Consider the following 19,846-nt stretch of genomic DNA (forward strand, 5'->3'; position numbering starts at 1 on the left):
CATATCCGCTAACGTTTTCTGGCTTGGCGAAGGTGGCGATTTTCATCACAAATGTTGATGCTGAGAACCAAACTTTGATTAACCACAAATGTGTCTGCGGAGTACTGAAACGCCACTTTTGCCAAACCCGTGTTAGCTATAGTTATTCAATTTCAAAATGTTTCTTTATTCGCAACATTCTTAATGTGTTCCATTTGCTGGGTTTTCCTGCTTTCTCCATGATGATGTGCACTTGTCCTGAATGTGCTGCATGCACATTCCATGATCCATCCTTATTTTGTTTTTTATTCAAATGGGCCAATGCCACAGTCATTCTATTGTCCCATTTAATTCCTGCATATTGAAAATAATCCATAGCTCTAAGAACATCATATTTCCATCTGCATGGATATGTTAACTTTAAGAAGTTCTTATCAATTATTTCTCCTGTGTGGTCTGATAAAAATAATCTGTGCATCAAGATAAATTCTACTGCAGTTTTAATAGCATCAGAAATTTCTTTTTTTCTATAAGTGAATCCCATTTGCTGAAATTCGGTGAATCCTTCGAGAACTGAAATAGTGGAATGCAATGAGCTATGTTTAGCTCCACTTCTTGTTGTTCTGCAATTAAATCCTCCATCCGGCATAATCTCATTAAGAATACTATCTATAATGGAATGTAACTTCTTTTCAGGTGTTTTGAAATAGGAAGCATAATTCAAAAACATTCCATTTACACAAACGTCACTATGCTGCGATTTGGAAGACCCCAATTGAATACCTCCATCATCTGCTAGGTTATTTTGTAAGACCAGTTCTATTGTCTCTTTTACAATTTCATTGTTTGATGGGAGATTTAAATTGCAAAGGTCAAGTAAAGTGTAATGGGTCGAAATCCATTTGGGCTGATAGAATCTATCTCCCCAATGGCCGCTTGAATTACGTTTTAATAAAATTTTGGTACCCCATCCTTCATTTGCTATTCGGATTTGAAGTTTTTTTTTGTCAGAACCTAATAAATCACGCCAAACTTGGTATTGGATAGAGACGTCTCCTTCCAATAACCAGTCTATGATTTGTTGATTGTTCATTTAACTTTTAAAATTTATTTTTGAATATAATTCTTTTGAAAAGATGTGTTATACATTATTGTTTCCATCTTTCAAGATTTGGAATTGACCTTGTAGCCAACCAAGCAAAGAAACCATTCATTCCGTCTTTCTTCATTTCTTGTATGCAAAACTTTTGCATTTTTGGGGCTGTGTCTATTTCAGGGGGAGTTAAAAACACTCCATTTTCAAAGCACATGGAGCAATACTTTTTGCTGATGGAACCATCTTTTTCCGTTCCTCCACCTTTTTTGTCTTTTTTAAGTGGGAAACCACAGCTTTGGCAAAATTTATATTCTTTCATTGTCATGTTTTTATTGAAGATTGGCTTCTGTCATAATTACAGCTAACGTTTTCGGGCTTGGCGAAGGTGGCGATTTTCATCACAAATGTTGATGCAGAGTACCAAACTTTGATTAACCACAAATGTGTCTGCGGAGTACTGAACCGCCACTTTTGCCAAACCGCTCCTATGTTTGCATTTTAATTATTTTTACTCAAAGTTAAAGAAAAATAATTAGAAAGTACAAGAGCAGATTAAGATAGTCAAACCTTTTAAGCAATAAAGCTTTTCTAACACGCTTATCCCTGCTCTCTTTCTTTTATTATGCTGTACAGTTTGGTAAGCATTTTAGAGTTTGTGATAGGATGGTAGCCAATATAAGAACGTTCTCTCTTTTGATTTGTCCACTACAAAATTACATATTTATTCATTCAAAAAAAATTAAATGACAAAGATGAAAATTTACTGTGGTATTGATATTAGCGGCGATACCATTGATATTTGTTTTCAAATAGATTACAATACTTTTGATTCCAAAACCTTGTCAAATGACCATGTTTGATTTCGAGAATTACTTCGGTTGACAGGTATTACTTATCATTTTGTAATGGAGTCAACGGGTATTTTTCATTTAACAATATGCTTTTATTTACACTCCAAGTAAATCACCTAAAGTGTGTCTCGTCAATGCATTGCAAATCAAGCGGTATATTCAAATGCATTTAGATAGAAATAAAACCGACAAGAAAGATCCCAAACATATTTGCATGTATGGCATTGAGAGAAATCCTGAGCCCTATCAAATGCCTGATATGCTTTACTTTGAATGCAAATCATTAAACAATGCTATCCATACTTTGACACAAGAAATTACCGCTTTTAAAAACAAAATTCATGCTTTGCAAAAATTGAATTTAGATAGTAAAGTAGTTATAAAGTCTGATCAAAGTATATTAAAGGAATTAAAGGTACAATTAGTAAAATTAGAGCAAGAGTTGAATTATAAATTGAATACTTGGCAGCCTGAATTAGTCACACTAGTAAGCAGTATAACTGGTATAGGTAAAAGGGCAACATCACTTCTAATTGTCACGACTCAATGCTTTAAAACAACTGAAACTTATCAACAATTAATAAGCTTCGCCGGTCTAAGTCCAAAAGAATTTACTAGTGGAACAAGTATCAGTGGAAAAGTCCGAATATGTAAGATAGGAGGATGTCGCTTAAGACATACTCTTTACATGTGTGTATTAAATGCTAAGAAAACTAATCCAGCTTGTAAAGCATTATTTGATCGATTGGTTACTAAAGGTAAGAACAAAAAGTTAGCCATTATAGCAGTCTGTAATAAGCTACTTAAGCTTGTTTTTGAAGCAATCAAATCAGGTAAGGTCTTCGATAAATATTATTTACAGAAAGCTGCTTAATAATTTGTTTTTTTACACAGTTCGTGTTATAGCCAGTGCATTTGGAACTATTAATTAAATTATTGCTTCTCACTATTGATTGCTGGTCGGATACCATAAATTAATAAATAACCAACCATCCATAATTCTCCAACAGTCGCAGGGATAACAAGCATATCTAAATATGAACTTTGAACCCCTATAGATTTAATAAAAGTCTGAAGTAGATAACCTATACCACCGATAATTAGTATTCGTCCGAGCCACATGGGCATTCTTCCAGAGCTGATTACAATATAACCCATCGGAATATGCCAAAGTCCAAAAAATAGACCACCGACCATCCAAGCATTCGTACTTATTTCCCCTAAAAGCTGTATCAATATAGTTTTCTCTTGGAAAGTCGGGGAAGAAGCGTTCGCAATAGAAATGGCAGAACTCATTGATATTGCACTAACCATAATTACAACAGAATTTACTGTCCCCCAAATTCCAAGTGTAGTAGCAGCCCACTTATTTATGTCACAAAACAGTTTGTAAAAATATATTGCGGCAAGTGCTTGCGAAACAATAATAACCAACTCAAATAAAAGTCTTAATCTTGAAATGGACCCAAGATTGATTAAATTGTTTAAGGTTTTCGAAGCGTCATCCGTAACAAAAATCTGATGATGGAAAACCATAAATCCAAAAATCCCAGAAATAGCCAAGACCAAATACCACACTCCGGCAAGTCTTGCAGTTTTTATTAATTGTTTTTGTTCCATTGTCATTCCCATTTTTTTTACTGTTTTATTTCATTGGCTATAACGGTTTCGGGCTTGGCGAAGGTGGCGATTTTCACCACAAATGTTGATGCGGAGAACCAATGTTTGATTAACCACAAATGTGTCTGCGGAGCACTGAACCGCCACTTTTGCCAAACCCGTGTTATGCGTTCGGGCTTCTTTGTCTGTCGTTAATTTTCTGTCTGAATACCACATTGTCATTGAAGCAATTTGTTTAATTCTGTTTCTAAAGTTTCAAACAACATTGAGTCTAATCTATTGAAATTTGTCAATGATGAAAAAGGTATCTCCATCGCTGTTATTGTTATTTCGTCTGCTCCACCAAAACCTGAAATAATTTTAAAGTTGTCTGATGTATTTAGGTCGTCTGAAATGTTTGGGTAAACTAATATTATATCTGTGCAACCTCTCTTAAAAGCATAACTAACCATTTGATAAAGGTCTGATTGTGCTACACCTTTTTTGGGGTCTGTTTTGAAATTGTCTAGGCGTAATTTGTATTTGGTATCAATGATAACTTTTCTTTTTGAACCATGTCTTGCGGTAAGAAATATGTCATGTTGCATGTTGAACACTATAGGTATATTTGACAAGTATTCGTCTGATTTTTGATATTCAATTTTCCAGTCTTTTGAAAATTTATTTTCTAAGAACCCTGCAAGAAAGTCTTCAAAAATATATTCCATTGGGAAAAGTAAACACCATTGAGAAAGGTCGTAAGTATTACTTGAATAGAGTTGTTGGCTAAGGATAAGTTTACAACTGTCAAGTAGATTGTAATAATCTGAAAAGAAAGTATTGAGAGTGATATTTTCAACATCGTGTATGGTGCAATATAAGTCCTCAACTTCGTCTAAGATGAAAACAACATCTTGGAGCTTTCGCAAATTTTCTGAAAACTTTGTTTGCTTCATCAATAGCCTAGAACAATATTTAATTATTCTATTTACTTTATTGTCAAACAGGAATGGTTCATAATCACATTCGATATTTTGAAAATTACCGTGTGATAAACTACTGTTTACATAGCGTTTGAAATTTATTGAACCTCTTGGAGTAATCAACGATTCCTCTACTTCTTGATACATTGTTAAAGGTTGCTTTGAAACTGTTTCTAAAAACTGATTTGCTATTAAGTTTATAATCAGTTCCGGAAATTCGTCCACGTCAATTGTGTCAAGTGATGCTTGATTAAAAGGAAAGTTCCATTTTCGACAATAGCTAAACCAATAAAAGATGTGGCGAAGCATCAACATCTTTTCATTCTCTGATGGGTTCGGTAAATGTTGCCGAAATACTTTCGGATAAATCTCAATTACTTCATCTCCGTTTTGAATGAAGCCAACAAAATTGTTTGCTCTTATTTGATTGTCGTCAAACTGTAGGAATGGTTGATAATGATTGTCTGTTTGAACTTCTGTAAGTTCGGAATCCGTTTCAACAAACATGCGTTGCCTCCAAATGTCTTTCAGCATTTGGTGTAAAGCATTTTTGTTATTTATGCTCTGCCATTTTCCGTATTCAAAGAGTTGAGCCATTTTATCTCGGTGAAATATCCCAAATGAAATTTGTGGTATTGTAAGTTACATTCCAATTAGTGTCTGCAAATATTTTAGAAACAATATCTGTTTTACCTGAAAAATATTCCATCAACAATGGAACAACTTTGTTTTGCAAAACAATTTGAATCGTTTGTCCTTTCATGAAGTAAGCATGCCCAATTAGATAGTCAGCTGATTTTTTTTCTTTGAAAACTGCTTCATTAACTTTTTTAAGAAGCAAAGATTCTTCTTCATTCAACATCTCATATTCTGGATAATAGCCAATGAACTCAAAACGCCTACGCAAAGCAATATCAATTAAAGCAATCGACTTGTCAGCTGTATTCATTGTGCCTATGATGTAAAGATTTGGCGGTACGCCAAATTCTTTTTCTCCATTTGGCAAAGTAATTTTCAATTCGTTTTCTTCTCCTAATCTTTTATCGTCCTCAAGAAGTGTAATTAATTCGCCAAAAACCTTAGAAATATTAGCACGATTTATTTCATCAATTATCAAAACAAACCTTTTCAATTCCTCTTCTGTTGAATTTTGGGGTTCAAGCGTTTCGGCAAATTCTTTTAGATGTTCTACCAATGGATTGTAATAAACACCCAAACCTTCAACACCATAATCCAAACTTCCCACATAAATTGCTTTGAGATTTTTTACAAGCAAGTCGTGTCCTGTTCCTCCGCTTTGTTTTGTAAACTTTATTCTTCCCTCATCAATGTCAATTGATGTTACTTTGAACTTGTATCCTTTGCTTTTCATTGGTATTTCAACTTCCTTTACTTCTTCCTCAATCAATTTTGCAAAGAAGGAATTGAAAACGAAGTTAAAATCAATGGTGATTTCTTTCTTGTTGGTTGCTGTTAACCAATTTTGTTTTGCTCTTTCAGCCAACTGTTTGAAAATTCCTTCACGTTTGTCAAAACGCAAAGTGCCAGATGTAACATCGGGAGAAATCCCAACTACAAAATCTTCATAGGAATAATTTTGGTGGAAAGTAACGAACTCAATTTGTCCATTTCTTCTTAATTCGTCAAACACTCCTTTATTTACCTTGTGATTATTGAAATTAAATCTTTCAGGTGAAGCTATCTCAACAGCCTTATCAATGCTATTGTATGTCTTTCCTGTTCCTGGAGGTCCATAAAGGATAATGTTTTTTGCTTGCATGTCAGCTTTATTATTTGATGCAGTTGTATTATTTATTAAACTCAAAATAGTTTTGAACTCAGTTTTTGTTGCTGTGAAATTTGTTCCTTGATTACCAACTTTCAAATTTTCTAGTCCTTTTGTTCCCTTTATTTTGCTCCAAAGCAAAGGAGTTTCAATTATATTATGTGTGATTTTGATTCCTGCTTTAAGAGGGTTTTTGTCTTCTGTTTTCCATAGGTGTGAATCTTTTGATTGAGTAATGTTTTGTGCTTCACTTGTTACTTCTGCTAGAGAGTAACAACCTGAATTTTTACCTGAAATCCATAAAATTACTTTGTCACCTTTTTTTATCTTGTCTTTATGAGCTGAAACAGTCCAATCTTCTAACAAATTATTTTTAATTGCAGTTTCGAAATCAAATACACTTGGATTGCCTTGAAATATCCAATAATTGGCATTTCTACTATTCCATAAGTCAATAACCTTATTACGAATGTCTCTATTTTGAACTTTGCAGATTCCTTGCTGTAATTGATATGAAAATGTGTCATCTTCTTCAAGTTCATACCATTCGGAATTTGCGTAGTTGACCCAAGTGTCATACTCAATTGCGAGATTGTCAAAGGAAGGTTTAAGATTTATGTTACTTGTAACAGGTTTCGGATTCTCATTAATTCTTGCGATTGCCTTTACTTGATGTCCTTCTGTAACAACAATCAAGTCGCCAATGCTGTATTTTTTGTCCTCAACGCCAATAATAATGCTCTCTTCTTTAATGTAGTTGTAGAAGCTAGGTTTACCGCTTCCCCAATTGCATCCTAATTTCCAAATATTGCCTGTGATACTCACTCCATTCATATTTGTGCTTGATTTACTTTTTATTTCAAAACCTAATGCTGTAAAATATTTGTTAGTTGGTTCACCGCCACTTCGCTCCCAAATGTGCTCACCATTCATTAATTCATGAGCATATCGCATTACTTCTTTAGGTGGGTAGGCTTTTCCATTAATAACTACATCAAATCTTGTCGAAGGTTCAAGCGAAATAGTCTCACTGTCTATTTTCTTGACTGCATCAAGTATATGTTGTTTAGTTATTTTGTCTGGTTCAAATGCCATTATTATTTTCTTTTTCTGTCGTTGTGTTTATTATGTAGTGTCGTCTTTTAGCCTGACGCATAACGTTTTGGGGCTTTGCGAAGGCTGGGATTAGAAGTACGAATGTTCAAATTTAGCACAATGTTCATTAGAATTCCAAATGTTCAATTTAGCACTGAAGCCCAGCTTTTGCAAAACCCCTGTTAGGCGTATGTGCCTTTTCGGTAAATGCAAATAAGTTAATTTGTCCATTGTTTACAGGCATCATTTCTTCTATAAAGTTGTCCCACAGGCAAAGTGTCAAACTGAAATTATACATTTCATTAAGTCGTTGTATTTCTGTTTCTAAATAGTTTCTATCTATTAAAGTCGCCAATTCTAACAAGTCAATTCGCATCAATACATCTTTCGTAAAAGTTCTTTTAGCATCTGCAAAAGTTACAGATTGTAAAAATTGTACAGTTGTGTCAGAATTTAGAAGCATTAAAGTATAAACAGCAAATTCAATTTTGTCAAAACCTATTAAATAACAAGTGTCGTCAAGCATTACAGGTTTTTCATTTTGTGGTAATATTAAAGTAAAATGAAAAGTTTTGTAAAGTCCTGAAATTGCAACTTTGAATGGTTTAAAAGAATAGTCGCCTATTCCAAAAATTGAAAATGCTGGTTTGTTATTGTAAATACTTGACTTTCTTGCATTAAAACTGTCTTGATGGTCTGTCAAATATTGAAATGTATTAGGAAATTCGTTTCTAATGTACTTTGTTTCTTGTCCAACTTTCTTTTGAGTAACTATTGTGTATTTCCTTGTTTGGTTTATTACTGTATTTTTTAAATCAGAACTTTTTAATAGTCCATAAATTAAACCATCTTCTAATTTTATTTCTTCGTTTAAACCATTTACGAAATGTCCGTTTAGAGGGTCACCTCCCGCCTTTTCCAATTCCATTATGCTTGAACAGTCGTGTTTTAAACCTTGTCGCCAAACAAAAGGACATTCTCCATCTATATTTTTTGTATTAAAATAGGTGTCAATGTTTGAAACAAATTTATCATCTAACCAACCAAACTGTAATGTTTGATTTTGATTGTTGTAAAAATTGTATTCAGTACAATAATTTTGAGTATTTGATTTGAGTTTGCAGTAAAACAAAGATGCTTCAACGGAAACATTAAATTCCTTTTTGCTATCAATACAATGTTTCTCTATTTCGGAAATAGAATATTTGTTTTTTGCTTGGTCGGAAACGATATTTTTAATCACTGAATTTTTAACCAAGACAAGTAAATTGCCTTCTACGTTTTGAAAAAGGTCAAGCATTTTCAAAGTGATAAATTCTGCAATATCAAAATTGCCCTTACCTGTCATTGCATCTAATCCACTATGATTTTTAAAGTTAGATTTTTTAGGTAAATTAGATGAGTTAAGACTTCCTAATTTTGAATTTGTAACCCAAGGCGGATTACCAATTATTAATAATTCCTTTTCGGAAAATTGTTTGGCTAAACTTTTGAAGTCGTAATCGAAAACATCACAATGAATGATGGAAATTTTTGGCTTTTGTTCTTGTGGATTGTTTAAATAAAATTCAATAATATTAAACTTCGTTTCCCATACATAAGGCTTGTAAATTTCAATGCCAAATACATATTCAATATTTGAAAAAGTAGATAATGAAGCAACAATAAAATTCCCTTTTCCACAAGTTGGTTCAATAACAATTTTAGGATTAACCGCTTTATTTGATAAAAACGAAGTAACTTTTTTTGCTAAATCTTCATTGGTTTGAAAATCGCCATATTCAGCTCTATCAGGTTCTGAAACAATGTTGTTCGAGATAGAAATAGTTTCTTTTAAAATCTCTAATTCGTCATTGCTATCAAAAAGATGAATGATGCCGAAGGCATCATTCATCTTTTGATTTGCAGTTTCAAAAGATATAATGTTTTTCAGAAAACTATTTAAATATTCTGAAACTTGATAAGTAATATTTGCTTCAAATACTTTCATCAAGGTTTCATTTTATCAATGATTTTATTAATTCCTGTTACATTTTCAGAAAGCGTTACAATTCTTTGATATTGTAATCTCCATTGTAAAGCATTAGAAATTGTCAAATAACCTTGTTCAGGTGGTGTTTTAAGAATTTGTTCAGCCAATTGTTGTAAAGTGATTTCATCGGCTGGAATATTTTTGTCATTTAGATAAGCGATAATATCTTCAATATTAGCTTTGTCCTTAACCATTTCACGAAGCCTGAATGTCGTGGTGTAATCGGCAGTTCTTTCTTTTGAAACTAATGAACAACTTACAAAATTCAAATTAGCTGTTTTGCTTTTGGGGTCATCAACTTTGTCATAAACAAACACAAGTAAATGATAGCCAAGTCCAAAAATTTTCTGTTTAGCGTCTTTGAAAGGGCAAGAAGATTGAGGCTGTTTGATTGATGTTACTTTTATATCAATATCAACCGAAGGCAAATCAATACCTTTTGCAGAAGAACCGATTTTAAGTTCGTATTTGTCGGCAAGATGTTGTTGAAACTTATGTTCGATATGAGTTCCAACGGCTTTGCCATCAGTTACGCCATAAAGTTCTTTGTTTGGTGTCTTTGATTGAGCAATACAAAATGTCTTTGCTTCAATTATGACATTCTCTATTGTCAAATTCTGTTTCATATTGCAAATTTACAAATTTTGTCTTGGTTAGTTTGTCTAAATGTAAAATTTTGTTTAAATGTCTATTTTCGTAGGGTTTCATGGCATTACGCCTAACTCTGTTATATAAAGAGTTTTACATCACAAAACCCTCCAAAACCTGCCATTTTTAGACGGCTTTCCCCGGTTTTATGTTTTTGAAACACTGCTTTATTTTTCATAGTTTTAATTTCATTTTTTCAATTGGACTTACAACTCTTCCAAGTCCTTCAGTACTTACATGAGTATAAATTTGAGTTGTTTTTGGACTTTTATGGACTAACAATTCTTGAATGTATCTCAAATTAGTTCCGCCTTCTAATAAATGCGTTGCATAACTTTGTCTTAATGTATGCAAGCTAACACTTTTATTTATTTTTGCCAACTTTTTGCTTTATGAAACACCTCCTCCAAACTACTTTCAGTATATTTTCCTCCTTTTTGTCCTTCCAACAAGTATTCCTTTGGTTTATGCTCCAAATAATACATTCGCAATAGCTCTAGAACAGTTTCCGACATGGGAACAATTCTATCATTTTTTCCTTTAGCCATAAATAGGTAATATCGGACACCCATATTTGGTTAGGGTCTACTGGAACAATGTCTTTTATCAAATATGGATAACGATTGAAATGGTGATAACTACATGTGGTTTTAACTCTGTATCTTTTGGTTTTAATAAGTAAATGGTTTTCTCTGAGCAAGTCAAAAAACTTATCTCTACCTAATTTTATATGATGAGTTTCCATTTCATGTTTCAAACTTTAGTGCAGATTTCTACCGCTTCCACGTTTCCACAATGTTCTTTTTTTTTCGATAAGCCCAAGCATTATTTCATTAGTAATTGACTTAAGTTCAACTGATTTAAATTGTTTGTAGTATGCTTGTTTTGTTTTACCAAAGGCGGCACACATATCAATTACTTTTTCTTTTGGTCTTTGCTCTTTAATTGACGCAATGCTTGGGCTCTAAACTTTTTTGTGATTTCAATATCAAACTTTTCTTCTGCAATTTCAATGTTGCGTTGCCAGAGGTCAGCTCGCAGTTCTGCCACACGCAAAAGCACCCGAAGCTCTTTATTTTCTTCTTCAAGTTTTTTGTCTGTAAAATTCTTTTTCATTTCGGTAAAATTAGCAATTTGTTTGGGTAGAGCTAAGTCTCTTCCACTCAGACCCTGGCTTTGTCTGATCCAATAAAGTATAGTTGCTTTGCCTATTATACCATAAAGATTAGATGCCTGAGTTTTATTGAGTTTACCACTCAATACTTCATTTACAATTTTTTGTTTGAACTCTTCTTTATAGAAAAGTTTTTGTGCTTCGGCTCGAAGAGAACTTTGTTTTTTACTCATTTTTTGTCCTGTTTTAAGTTGACTTATCCGCTTATTTAGAGTCAACCTATTTCAGGGCTATACACTACTTTATTTGTCGATTGTACCCTAAAGAATTCAATCTTGTAAAACGTTTATTTTGAAAATTCCTCGTTAGGTGCAAAAACTATTTTTTCAATTTTATTATACACAGGGACGAGCGAATGCAAGTAACGATATATGGCTTTTAGCTCTAGATCGTCCATTCTTGCAAATGTAGTCCATGGCATTGGACTTCCTTTATGTATTCTACCACCGCGCATCCTAGTGATAAATTTTGATTCGTCCCAGTTAGCAATTATTCCAGTTTCTTTTTGTGGAGTCAAGTTTGGAGTTACAAAGGAATAACCCTCAGTAAAAACATCCGGTTCAAAGTAGGTTCCTCCAGCAAACGGAGCACCAATAAAATCCCCTGTTTTAAAATCTCTTTCAGTATGACATCCTCTACAATTTGCTACACTGTTGGCTAAATATGACCCGTAGACTATTGTTGAATCAATTTCAACTGATTTAGGTGGAGTATTCTTAGGTCCTTCTGGCTTAATTACCCCAAAAGCTAAAAGCGCTTTACCTAAAAAACTTAATTCTGAGCGTTCAACTTTATGCTTAACTGACTCTTGAGACCGTAGGAATGAGATTATAGCTGTCAAGTCCGCATCACTTAATTCCTGAAAAGGCATAAAAGGAAATACAAGTCTACTATTTTTGTTTACTGAATGGCGTAACGCTCGAGCAATTTCGCCATCGGTCATTTTGCCGATACCTGTTTCATTGTCAGGAGTAATATTTGGTGCTCTGAAAGTACCAGGAGGAATGGTTAATTCCCATCCTCCACTAAGTGACATTATTTTACCTTCGTCAGCTTCTCTGAGTTTATCCATAGGCACATGGCAATTTATGCAATGAGCCGGACCAAGAGCAAGGTGCTTTCCTCTGGCGATTATAATTGAGTCGGTTGTTGCAGTTATGTTGGGGTATGGAGCATCATACTTTTTGTCCCATGAGAATTGAATAAAAACTAACAGTCCAATAATTAATAGGCAAAGTACCAAACCAGCCCATTTCAGAATTTTAATTACACTTTTCATTTGATAATTCTTTTTAGTTGTTAAAATTAAATTGAAACGTATGTTGTTAATTTTGCATGACTCTTGAATTCAATTTCTCTTGAAAACTAGCAATTTTCATCAAAAATAAAGGAAATACATTGATTCTAAACGATCATTTTTAATAAACTTAAGGAATAATTTAATAAAATTCAACTCCATAAAATGAGTTTTGGAGTTCTCAAAAACTAAAATATCCAAAAAAATAAAGTGTAAGTACTCCAAGCTAGTCTTTGATCTGGTTTGGGAATATTAAATTAAAAATTTTGTTTAGTATTTGTTTGTAAACTGAGATTGCATTTAGGTCTCTCATGAGTAAATACTATGATATAGAATCTGTAATCATCAATGATAGGGCATCTAAAAAGCTTGATTAATTTTTGATTTTAGGATTCAAATATCAAAATTAGCTAAGTTTTTTATTAATGAAACAATTTCAGTTGATTTACCAATAAAACGTAAATTATCACCATATTATATAATTTGAAATTTATACATTTAAGTAATATGTGAATTTCAATACTTTTTTGTTTTTAAAATATTGTCCATTATGGTTAGTGGTTTTAAGAAGGTGGTGATTTTACCACTCAACTAAATTAGGAAAACTGCATTTTAATTATATAGTGTATTGACTTTCGAAGAACTGAGAACCCACTTTTGGGAAGGTGCTGCTGGTTTGCTGTAGCAGCCACAATATCAATCCAGCAGCTAAATTTTCAACCAAATAAATTTCCATGAATACCACCTTCTATTAAAGTCGCAATTATTTTATTGAGAAGTTTCATAATCCATATCAGCTATTTTAATTTGGAAGCATTCGTGTTAGTTTATAGTTTTAATAAGTATTATTGATAAATCGGCTATGTTTCGTAATCTAATTTCTTTTAGGTTTTTTAACGAAATTATGCCAATTATATAACCAGAATGTTGATTGAAATAACATTCTTCAATAGATTGAAAATATTTTTTAAACTCAGGACTATTTGCTAGTTTATGTCTCAAAAAAACTTTAAGAAGTGTATTTTCATCATCAGAAAATGCTTCAAAAGCATTTAATTTCTTATACTCATATCGGTAATTGTAACTCAATGCAGAAATGTCGGAAAGCACAGCAGAGGCTGTTGGGTAGGCACCAGCACCTTTACCAACAAAAAATTGAAGATCTGAGAAACTAGTTTTTGTAATTACTCCATTAAAAACGTCATCAACTGAATACAGCTTATTATCTCTATCAATAAATTTGGGTAGAACAAAACATGAAACATTACCTTCAGGAGTTTTATATGCCTGAACTACTAATTTTATTTTCATATCTTTTTCACGAGCATAGTTCAATTCTAATTCACCAATGTTATCAATCCCTATATTGAAAATGTCTATTGGTTTTGCAACTATACCGAAAGCATGAGCAATTAAAATCAGTAATTTATACTTAGCATCAAACCCTCCTGTATCAAGAGATGGATCACTTTCAGCATATCCTTTTTGTTGAGCTTCTTTTAGTGCCACAGGATAAGATAAATTTTCAGAAAATGTTTTTGAAAGAATATAATTAGTTGAGCCGTTTACAATTCCTTCAATTGATTCCAATAAATCATTATCATAATATTCTTCCAAATTACGAATGATAGGAATGCTTGCACAACAAGCAGCTTCATATAATAACGGAACTTTAAACCGTTTTTGTAAATCTAACAATTCGACAAAATGTTCAGCAATCATTTTTTTGTTAGCTGTTACTACTGCTTTGCGGTTGCGTAAAGCAGTAAATACAATTTCAAATGCATCATCAGCATCATCAATTAACTCAACCACAACGTTTATCTCAGGATCATTGAGTATTTTATCTTTGTCATAATTAAAATGTTCTTCTGAAAGTTGTCTTTGTTTGTTTTTATTTTTTACACAAATGGTTTTAATTTTTGCTTTTAGACCGGGCGTTTTCTCTAATACTTCGTATAAACCGTAGCCTACACACCCGAAACCAAATAATCCAATTATTAACTTATTTCTTGTCATTTTTATATTTATTTAAGCTGAATGAGATAATTTTGTTTTCAAAGAATGGAATACTGCATTTAAGTCTTGTATTAAATCTTCTACATTTTCTAAACCGATTGATAAACGAATCAAACTGTCTGTAACGCCTGATTTATGGCGGGTTTCAGTTGGTATAGATTTATGTGTCATTTCGCAGGGAAGGCAAATTAAACTTTTTACACCGCCTAAGCTTTCTGCTAATTTGAAAAATTTTGTTGATGAAACAATTTGGGTTGCAAATTCTTTATCATCAATATTTAAATCAAAAGATACTACTCCACCAAAATATTTTTGCTGTTGATTTGCAATAGAATGGTTGAGATGACTTTTAAGTCCAGGATAATATACATTTTTTACTAAGTCTTGTGTAGTAAGAAATTCCGCAATAGATTGTGCATTTTCAGAATGTTGTCGTACACGAAGTGAAAGGGTTTCAATGCCACGAATCACTAACCAACTGTCAAATGGAGAAAGTATTGCACCTGATGCATTTTGAATAAATTTTATTTGCTCTCCTAATTCAGTTGTTTTGGTTACAACTAAACCTGCAATTAAATCACTATGACCAGCCAGATATTTTGTTGCGCTATGAATAACAATGTCAGCACCTAACTCAATAGGTTTTTGTGAAACTGGAGAAGCAAATGTATTGTCAACACAAAGCAAACAATTATTTGCCTTAGCAATTTTTGCAATAGTTGTAATGTCAGAAATTTTAAGCGTAGGATTGGTGGGACTTTCCAACCAAACCAATTTTGTTTTTGGTGTAATTGCTTCAGCAACATTCTTAGCATTCGTTGTATCTACATAAGTTACTTTGATGCCAAACTTTTCATAGATATGGGTAAACAATCGAAATGCACCTCCGTAAATATCATCAACGGCTACAATTTCATCACCAGATTTAAGCAACTTAACTACAGCATCAATCGCTGATAAACCGCTTGCAAAAGCATATCCATTACTACCGTTTTCTAATGTCGCAATTAGATTTTCCAAGACTTTTCGTGTTGGATTATTGCTTCGTGCATAATCAAACCCTTTGTTAATGCCAGGGGCTTGTTGTACAAAAGTTGAAGTTTGATAAATTGGTGTTGAGATTGCTCCTGTTAGTACGTCAACAGGAATACTGTGCAGAATTTTTGTTTCTTCTTTCATTTTTTTGAGTTGTTAATTGTTAAACATTAATTTTAAAGTTCATTACAATTAACTTATTCAAAAAGAGCTTGAAAGAAACGACATTCGAAAGAGCTTAAAATAAAAAAGCTCTTCCGACTGGTCAGAAGAGCTTAAAATATATATAATCCCTTTGCATTGGGATATTATTAATAGCTTGTTTCTAACTTATCTGTCCCAACATTTCTGTTGAGTTGAATTTGGCACCTTCCTACAATTAAGTAGGGGTTGTCAAGACATCATTGGGTCAATTCCCTCAGTCTTTCTGGATAAGATATAATTATAAAGAACGAGCCACGAAGATAATGGAACATTTCTATATAAACAAATAATTTTTGAAAATTTTTTTAAGTTTTTAGAAATGGTTTCTAAAAAAGCATTGATGATGGACTCTTTTGTACGTTCCAAATTCCCAAAAATTTAACTCTGCAAATACTTCAAAAACTGTTATATCAATAGAATTGATATCATTTAGATTTTCCTTTAACCACTTCTAAACCTATTTTGTTTAATGCAACTGTATGGCTAATGTAGGGGTTTTCTTGTAATTGCTCAAACTTTTGCACCATCATTTAATATAAGTTTTTACAATAGCCCCACCTTGCTTGCCTGCTGCTCAAATTAAGAATAAAATTTTTTCATTGTTGTCATATATGTTAATGTTGATTTATTGTAAGTTAAAGTGGTTAACCCTGGTTAGTTGTTTTAATCAAACCCGCTGTTATTGGTTGATTTTTTCTGTCATCAATGTATCGATTGATACAATGCAATTCTGTTTCCTTCTGTGTCTTGAAATTCTGCTACAAACCCTAATCCATTATCTGTTTTAGAGTAAAGAATTTGTCCACCATTTGACGTTACTAATTTCAATGTTTCATCAATATTATCTGACTTGAAGTAAATTACAACTCCATCCTTTGTAGGTTTATAAATTTCACCTTTTGCCAATGCACCAGAAATACCTGAGTTTTCATCAGAAAATGGAAATAATGCCATTTCATTATTATCAATGTTATCTTTGTCAAAGTCAAAGTTGAATACTTTTGTATAAAACTTTATGGCTCTGTTAATGTCGTTAACTGGAATTTCAAAGTAAACAACTGGGTTTGTTTTCGTTATCATATTGTCCTTTACAAGATTGGTTAATTTTTGGTTTTGAATTGTCTCTAAACAAAGCCAGAAGTTATATAAAAAGTCTAATCATAGTTGCTGAATATAAATTTCTAGTTTAGTTCATTCTATATCTTTTTTTTGTCAAGTTCTATGTTTCTTAAAATAACTGCTAACGGCTTCTATCATTGCGAAGATGTGGAATTATAAGCAAAGCAAAATGTATATTAGAATTCCAACCTTCAAATCTTGCACTTCAGCACTACTTTTAGAAAAGTATTGTAAATGTAAGTATTATTTCTTAATTGTTATATCAGGTATTTGAAATTGACCAACTAAATTTACTAAGTCAAATCTGTGTTCTTTCAGTTTTGCCAAAAAATTATCAATGTCCTTTCCATAAGCTCTTTCACTTATACCAAAAAGCAAAATACATTTTAGACCATTCTTTTCTTTAATTGATTTATAGCGATAAACATTTCTTTCAACTATGCTTAAATATTTTCCATCATGTGTATTTACACTTAAAAGAAAGTCAAGAATAACTTCTCCATCTTTTTCGAATGCTTCATAATTAACAACAGGATTAGTTTTTTTAATTTTTTTTAGTTCTGCGACTTTTTTGGAAATAACATCTTTTAGTTTTATCTTTCCTGTTAATGTTTCAAGTAAAACAAGTTTCTTGAATTTTTCAATTGTGTCGCCTTGTTCTAAATATTCTTGCTTATAATAATTGTCTGCTGGATGCGATGTCCAAAATAAATTAAAAGCAACATTGTCAAATATTATTGCGTTTTCATTTCCCAAATAATCTGTTGGTTTATTTTCTTGTCCAAAAATTGATGTTGAAATTGAATGTGTTAAAAGAAATATTGAAATTAATTTGATGAGATTCATTTGTTGAAAGTTATTTGTTTGTAATTAACTGTTCTTTAAAATTTCCACTATTATTTGGCAGTAACAAAAAGTTTACGGATTTCACTGCACTATTTTAAATTTTTAATAAACGGTTGTATTGCACTTTCAAACTTTGGAAGATAGAATAAAAAAAAGTCATTCATTTTTTGCCAGTATGTTTCATTAAACAAATTAACGCCTTGCAATTCAATTTTTATTCTGCTCATTTTATTGTCTGGCAACTCTTCCCAAACTAATGTATTCCCGAAAGCTTGTTCAATAGGTTCTTTGTTTTTCAGTAGTTTTTTGAAATACAATTTATTTTTCTCCTTGCTTGAACTAGAAATTGTTAATTCAATTCTAACGTATGTTTTTGTTATGATAAGCGTATATGAAACACCACCAATGCCCGCTCCAGTTCCTAACCAATGGTCTTTTGTCGGGTTTACATTTGTAAATAAATTAGTATGACTTAAATGAGGTAAGATTTGTTGCCAATACTTTTTTCTGATTCCAAAACGATTCGGTTCTGTTTCATTGTCTGAACTTGATAAATATTTGATTAATAATTCATCTTCCATTTCAAACAATGAAAGCAATTTTTTCAAAATGGCGAATTTAGAATTGCTGTCTAAATTTGATTCTATATACCAACCATTAATTACTTCTTGCGATGCTCTGAAATCAGAAGCATTTCTCGTTATTTTAAAAACATCTTGATTGCTTAATAATAATTGAGAGTTCTTTTTGTAAAGCTTTCTAATTACATAAAAATACATTTGAGCAACTGTATCTTTTTCAACTTTTGTGTTTTCAAAAATAAAGTATTCTAGTTTTTTACTTGTTGGACTTTCAGCATCAAAAATATTTTGCTCAATTTTAACAAAAGCCCTTTTAACTGAAACTAAATATGTAATTGGGTGAATATTAAGTAGTTCATTTAAATTATTTTAATTTGCTACAACTTCTACTTTCATACTGTTTACTAAATTAAATGTTTGTCTTAAATTTTAAAATTGAAATTTGGCAATTTTAAGTTAATAACATAAATAATCTTTATTCCAATACAAACTCAAGATTTTTCATATATCCACAAAAGTAAAATTTTGAATTAAACAAGTATAATTGTATAAAATTAACACTCAACAAAGTACATATCAACTTCACCTTTACCTTTTGCTGTTATCTTACCACGGTAAACGCAATTGAAGTCAGACTTTACTAATTCGTAAGTATTACCAGATATATTAATTTTCCCGGCTTCACTATTTGATTCCATTCTGCTGGCAGTATTAACAGTATCTCCCCATATATCATAAGCATATTTTTTAACCCCAACAATACCCGCAACAACAGGTCCAGAATTAATACCAATACGAATCTGAAACTTACCATTACTGCTATTAACAAAGTCTCTAATTTCAAAGGCAGCTTTAACAACCTTATAAGCATGATCATTGTTTTCAATAGGCAGACCACAAACAGCCAAATAAGCATCACCAATAGTTTTAATTTTTTCTAGACCATTTTTTTCAATTATGGCATCAAAAGCTGTAAAATTTTTGTGAATTTCAGCAACTAAATCTATAGGAGAGAGCTGTTCGCTGATTCCAGTAAAGTTGACAAAATCAGTAAAGAGAACAGTAGAGTTATTATATTGTTTGGCAATAGAATTACCTGTAAGTTTCAATTCATTAGCTACTTCTTCAGGAAGAATATTAAGCAATAATTGTTCATTAAGTTCTTTCTCAATAACAACTTTTGCTTTTTCATCTTTAACTTTATTACGTTGACGGAAAACAACTCCTAAAAAAATCAAAGCCACAAGTAGCCCACCAACAATAGTGTTTCGAATATTTCTTTGAACAATGTCTTTTTTATCTTGTTCTGCTTTTGTTGTTAATTCTTTTTTATCGAACTCAGATTGCATTTGATTTTGAACAATTTTTTTTGAGTTCTCAACATTTAGCAAACTATCATTGTAAAGAATAAAAAGTTTGCGGCGCATGAAAGCATCTTTCCAATTGTTGGAAGCACTGTCTAATTCTGACAAAGAGAGATAACTAGATTTAATATTTTCTTT

Annotated in this window: 19 protein-coding genes and 1 riboswitch; of the genes, 1 reads left to right on the top strand and 18 read right to left on the bottom strand. The window is 32.0% G+C overall.

What is annotated here, in order from left to right; genetic code table 11:
• Positions 1-142: 142 nt before the first annotated feature.
• Together IPP08_00140 and IPP08_00145 are read right to left on the bottom strand one after the other, a co-directional pair.
• On the bottom strand, positions 143-1,072 hold the full coding sequence (locus tag IPP08_00140; protein ID QQS66624.1) for a hypothetical protein: 930 nt from the start codon (positions 1,070-1,072) through the stop codon (positions 143-145).
• Between the two features lie 55 nt (positions 1,073-1,127).
• A complete protein-coding gene (locus IPP08_00145; protein ID QQS66625.1) occupies positions 1,128-1,394 on the bottom strand; it encodes a zinc ribbon domain-containing protein in 267 nt (88 codons plus the stop codon).
• Positions 1,395-2,065: 671 nt separating this feature from the next.
• On the opposite strand from IPP08_00145, the gene IPP08_00150 reads away from it, so the two are divergent.
• Entirely contained in the window at positions 2,066-2,800 is a 735-nt protein-coding gene (locus IPP08_00150) for a transposase (protein ID QQS66626.1), read from the top strand.
• 59 nt (positions 2,801-2,859) lie between these two features.
• Here the strand turns inward: IPP08_00150 and IPP08_00155 are convergent, their stop codons facing one another.
• The 16 genes from IPP08_00155 to IPP08_00230 all read right to left on the bottom strand — a co-directional run bounded on the left by IPP08_00155 (position 2,860) and on the right by IPP08_00230 (position 19,816).
• Positions 2,860-3,558: a DUF4386 domain-containing protein gene (locus IPP08_00155; GenBank protein QQS66627.1), complete on the bottom strand. Its 699-nt coding sequence runs from the start codon at positions 3,556-3,558 to the stop codon at positions 2,860-2,862.
• Positions 3,559-3,764: 206 nt separating this feature from the next.
• Positions 3,765-5,105: a restriction endonuclease gene (locus tag IPP08_00160; GenBank protein QQS66628.1), complete on the bottom strand. Its 1,341-nt coding sequence runs from the start codon at positions 5,103-5,105 to the stop codon at positions 3,765-3,767.
• Between the two features lies 1 nt (position 5,106).
• Entirely contained in the window at positions 5,107-7,248 is a 2,142-nt protein-coding gene (locus IPP08_00165; protein ID QQS66629.1) for an EVE domain-containing protein, read from the bottom strand.
• Positions 7,249-7,537: 289 nt separating this feature from the next.
• Complete coding sequence (locus tag IPP08_00170) at positions 7,538-9,379, bottom strand: hypothetical protein (protein QQS66630.1); 1,842 nt, start codon at positions 9,377-9,379, stop codon at positions 7,538-7,540.
• Positions 9,379-10,047, bottom strand: a complete 669-nt coding sequence (locus IPP08_00175; GenBank protein QQS66631.1) for a restriction endonuclease — start codon at positions 10,045-10,047, stop codon at positions 9,379-9,381. Before IPP08_00175 ends, IPP08_00170 begins: the two co-directional genes overlap by 1 nt.
• A 196-nt stretch (positions 10,048-10,243) precedes the next feature.
• Entirely contained in the window at positions 10,244-10,450 is a 207-nt protein-coding gene (locus IPP08_00180; protein ID QQS66632.1) for a tyrosine-type recombinase/integrase, read from the bottom strand.
• On the bottom strand, positions 10,438-10,617 hold the full coding sequence (locus tag IPP08_00185; GenBank protein QQS66633.1) for a hypothetical protein: 180 nt from the start codon (positions 10,615-10,617) through the stop codon (positions 10,438-10,440). Before IPP08_00185 ends, IPP08_00180 begins: the two co-directional genes overlap by 13 nt.
• A 212-nt stretch (positions 10,618-10,829) precedes the next feature.
• Positions 10,830-10,979, bottom strand: a complete 150-nt coding sequence (locus tag IPP08_00190; GenBank protein ID QQS66634.1) for a hypothetical protein — start codon at positions 10,977-10,979, stop codon at positions 10,830-10,832.
• 5 nt (positions 10,980-10,984) lie between these two features.
• Positions 10,985-11,416 (bottom strand): transposase, encoded by a 432-nt coding sequence (locus IPP08_00195; GenBank protein ID QQS66635.1) that lies wholly within the window; start codon positions 11,414-11,416, stop codon positions 10,985-10,987.
• Positions 11,417-11,529: 113 nt separating this feature from the next.
• Positions 11,530-12,522 (bottom strand): c-type cytochrome, encoded by a 993-nt coding sequence (locus IPP08_00200; GenBank protein ID QQS66636.1) that lies wholly within the window; start codon positions 12,520-12,522, stop codon positions 11,530-11,532.
• 840 nt (positions 12,523-13,362) lie between these two features.
• Entirely contained in the window at positions 13,363-14,559 is a 1,197-nt protein-coding gene (locus tag IPP08_00205) for a homoserine dehydrogenase (protein ID QQS66637.1), read from the bottom strand.
• Between the two features lie 12 nt (positions 14,560-14,571).
• Positions 14,572-15,738: a PLP-dependent transferase gene (locus IPP08_00210; GenBank protein ID QQS66638.1), complete on the bottom strand. Its 1,167-nt coding sequence runs from the start codon at positions 15,736-15,738 to the stop codon at positions 14,572-14,574.
• A 183-nt stretch (positions 15,739-15,921) separates the two neighbouring features.
• Positions 15,922-16,032, bottom strand: a riboswitch (SAM riboswitch).
• Between the two features lie 468 nt (positions 16,033-16,500).
• Positions 16,501-16,878: a VOC family protein gene (locus IPP08_00215; GenBank protein QQS66639.1), complete on the bottom strand. Its 378-nt coding sequence runs from the start codon at positions 16,876-16,878 to the stop codon at positions 16,501-16,503.
• 282 nt (positions 16,879-17,160) lie between these two features.
• Positions 17,161-17,763 carry a hypothetical protein gene (locus tag IPP08_00220; protein ID QQS66640.1) on the bottom strand — a complete coding sequence of 201 codons (603 nt, stop codon included), beginning with the start codon at positions 17,761-17,763 and terminating at the stop codon, positions 17,161-17,163.
• A gap of 89 nt (positions 17,764-17,852) precedes the next feature.
• On the bottom strand, positions 17,853-18,689 hold the full coding sequence (locus IPP08_00225) for a DUF4268 domain-containing protein (GenBank protein ID QQS67799.1): 837 nt from the start codon (positions 18,687-18,689) through the stop codon (positions 17,853-17,855).
• A 209-nt stretch (positions 18,690-18,898) separates the two neighbouring features.
• Complete coding sequence (locus IPP08_00230; protein ID QQS66641.1) at positions 18,899-19,816, bottom strand: adenylate/guanylate cyclase domain-containing protein; 918 nt, start codon at positions 19,814-19,816, stop codon at positions 18,899-18,901.
• Between the last annotated feature and the right edge of the window lie 30 nt (positions 19,817-19,846).

It is taken from the genome of Chlorobiota bacterium, assembly GCA_016700335.1.
Lineage (GTDB): Bacteria > Bacteroidota > Ignavibacteria > OLB7 > OLB7.